The following is a 3,086-nucleotide window of genomic DNA, read 5'->3' on the forward strand; positions in this document are numbered from 1 at the left end:
CCGCAGCTGCCGGAGGGGGCCGACCCGGCCCTGGGCACCAAGCCGAAGGTCACCGCCGGCGAGGGCGAGCTGAAGAAGCTCGTCGTGACCCCGATGATCAAGGGCACCGGCCCGGCGGTGAAGAAGGGTCAGATGATCACCACGAACTACGTCGGCGTCTTCTACAAGGACGGCAAGGAGTTCGACTCCTCGTGGAACGCCGGGCAGCCGGCCTCCTTCGCCATCGGCGTCGGCCAGGTCATCCCGGGCTGGGACCAGGGCCTGGTCGGGGTGACCGTGGGCAGCCGCGTGCAGCTCGACCTCCCGGCCGAGCTGGCGTACGGCACGAACCCGCCCGGCGGCCGTCCCGCCGGCCCGCTGCGCTTCGTGGTGGACGTGCTCGCGGCCCAGTGACCCGCCGGTCGGCCCGTGACCGGGCCGTTGCCCCGCGATAGCGGCCCGGTTCGCCCGGGATGTCGCCCGTCGTTGATGCAGTAGCCCACAGAGGGCTTCCGGCCCCTCAGCCACCGGCAGTAGGTTCAGCGTCACCCCGGGCGGTCCGACCGTCCGGGGTGATGACCGGACCGGACGCGGAGGTGCACGTGACGGCGCTGGACGACGCGGGGCGGACCGCCCGGGTGTTGTGGACCCACTACGAGCCGGTCCACGCGATCACCTACTTCCACCCCCGCGCCCGGGCCGCCTTCGAGGCGGTCGGGCTGCGGGGCTTCTGGCGCGGCTACTTCGCCGGCCGGGCCGCGCCGCTGGGGGCCGCCGAGCCCGCCCCGGTGACGGCGGCGTTCTTCAACTTCGCCCCGCACACGGTGGCGCGGGCGCTGCCGGCCGTCTGGCGGCTGGCCACCCCGGAGGAGGCGCTGCGGGCGCGGCTCACGGGCGCCGTGCAGGCGCTGGCCGAGCTGACCTACGAGCTGCCGGAGTCGCACCTCGTCGAGGCGGCCGAGCTGCTGGAGGCCGCCGCCGCCGAGGCGGAGCCCGCCGGCCGGGTGCTGGGCGCCGCCAACGCCGCCCTGCCGCGCGGCGAGTACCCGCTGGCCCGGCTCTGGCAGGCCGCCACCACCCTGCGCGAGCAGCGCGGCGACGGGCACATCGCCGCCCTGGTCGCCGCCGACCTCGACCCGGTGGAGACGCTGGCCTGGCGGGTCGCGGTCGACATCTCGCCGCTGAACCTGCTCGGGCGCGGCTGGTCCGAGGAGCAGTGGGCCGCCGCCCGCGCCCGGCTGGCCGAGCGGGGCTGGCTCACCCCGGACGGGAAGCCGACCGAGCAGGGTCTCGCCCGGTTCCAGGCGATCGAGGACGCCACCGACGCCGCCGCCGCCCGCCCGTGGCGGACCCTGGGCCCGGAGCGCGCCGAGCGGCTGCGGGAGCTGCTCGAGCCGATCGCCCGCGCCGCCCACACCGTCATCCCGGAGGGCAACCCGATCGGCCTGCCCGCGCTGCGGAGCTGACCCCCGCCCGCCGGCCCGGACGCCGCCGATGGGGCAGGATGGGTTCGTGGCGGATGCGGTGGTCTTCGACCTGGACGGCGTGATCGTGGACTCCGAGCCGGTGTGGGAGGAGGTCCGGCGGGCGTACGTCGCGGCGCACGGCGGCACCTGGCAGCCCGACACGCAGCGCCGGCTGATGGGCATGAGCACCGGCGAGTGGGCCCGCTACCTGAGCGGTGAGCTGGGCGTCGACCGCAGCCCCGAGCAGGTCGCCGCCGAGGTGATCGAGGAGATGACCCGGCGGTACGCGGAGCGCGTACCGCTGATCGACGGGGCCGACCAGGTCGTGCGCCGGCTGGCCGAACGGTGGCCGCTGGGGCTGGCCAGCTCGTCGCCTACCCGGCTGATCGCGGCGGCGCTGGCCGCGACGGACCTGACCGGGGCGTTCGGCGCCACGCTGTCGACCGAGGAGACCGAGCGGGGCAAGCCGGCGCCCGACGTCTACCTGGCGGTCGCCGAGCGGCTGGGCGTCGACCCGGCCCGCTGCGTGGCCGTGGAGGACTCGTCCAACGGCGTCCGCTCGGCCGCCGCCGCCCGGATGACTGTGGTGGCGGTGCCGCACGGGGCGTACCCGCTGGACCCGGACGCCGAGCGCCTCGCGACGCTGGTCCTGGGCACGGTCGGGGAGCTGACCCCGCAGGCCGTGGACCGCCTCGGGTAGGCAGCGTGCCCGGCGCGGGCATGAGCGCGGATCCGCCGGGTACCGCAGCCACGGCGCCCCGGCCGGGGCCGCCGGGTGAGGAGACGGGGATGAAGGCGATCGTGTACGAGCGCACCGGCGACGCCTCGGTGCTGCAACTGGTCGACCGGCCGGTACCGGAGCCCGGCCCCGGCGAGGTCCTGGTGCGGGTGGCGTTCTCCGGGGTGAACCCGACGGACTGGAAGGCCCGCTCGCAGGGGCCGATGCCGGGCGACTGGCAGACGCCCGGGCAGGACGGCGCGGGGGTGATCGAGGCGGTGGGCGAGGGCGTCGACCGGGACCTGATCGGCGAGCGGGTCTGGCTGTGGGAGGCCGCGTGGCAGCGGCCCTGGGGCACCGCCGCCGAGTACACGGTGGTGCCGGTACGGCAGGCGGTGCCCCTCGGCGACGCCTCCTTCGAACTGGGGGCCAGCCTGGGCATCCCCTTCCTCACCGCGCACCGCTGCCTTACCGCCGGCGAGTACACGCCGGACCGGCTGCGCGCGGGCGCGCTCAGCGACCACACGGTGCTCGTGCAGGGCGGGGCGGGCGCGGTGGGCAACGCGGCCATCCAGCTCGCCCGCTGGGCGGACGCCTGCGTGGTCGCCACCGTCAGCAGCCCGGAGAAGGCGCAGTTGGCGGCGGCGGCCGGCGCGTCCTTCGTGGTCGACTACCGGGAGCAGGACGTGGTCGAGGAGGTCCGCAAGATCGCGCCCGACGGGGTGCACACGATCGTCGAGGTCTCCGCGGCGCGCAACGCCGCCGCCGACGTCCAACTGCTCCGGCGCGGCGGGGCGGTCTGCGTCTACGCCGACGACGGCGGAGACGAGGTGACCCTGCCGATCCGGCCGTTGATGGCGCCGAACGCGCGGTTCCAGTTCGTCCTCGTCTACACCGAGCCGAAGGCGGCCAAGGCCCAGGCG

Annotated in this window: 4 protein-coding genes; all 4 read left to right on the forward strand. The window is 76.1% G+C overall.

Annotated elements, in window-relative coordinates:
• Positions 1–393, forward strand: a 393-nt coding sequence (locus F6X68_RS31870) for an FKBP-type peptidyl-prolyl cis-trans isomerase (RefSeq protein ID WP_192581631.1), incomplete at its 5' end; no start/stop codon positions are given.
• 227 nt (positions 394–620) lie between these two features.
• On the forward strand, positions 621–1,445 hold the full coding sequence (locus F6X68_RS31875; RefSeq protein WP_192581632.1) for a hypothetical protein: 825 nt from the start codon (positions 621–623) through the stop codon (positions 1,443–1,445).
• A gap of 46 nt (positions 1,446–1,491) precedes the next feature.
• Complete coding sequence (locus tag F6X68_RS31880) at positions 1,492–2,145, forward strand: HAD family phosphatase (RefSeq protein ID WP_151457718.1); 654 nt, start codon at positions 1,492–1,494, stop codon at positions 2,143–2,145.
• A gap of 89 nt (positions 2,146–2,234) precedes the next feature.
• On the forward strand, positions 2,235–3,086 hold an 852-nt coding region (locus F6X68_RS31885; RefSeq protein ID WP_151457719.1), incomplete at its 3' end, for an NADPH:quinone reductase.

This window comes from Micromonospora sp. AMSO12t, assembly GCF_008806585.1.
Lineage (GTDB): Bacteria > Actinomycetota > Actinomycetes > Mycobacteriales > Micromonosporaceae > Micromonospora > Micromonospora reichwaldensis.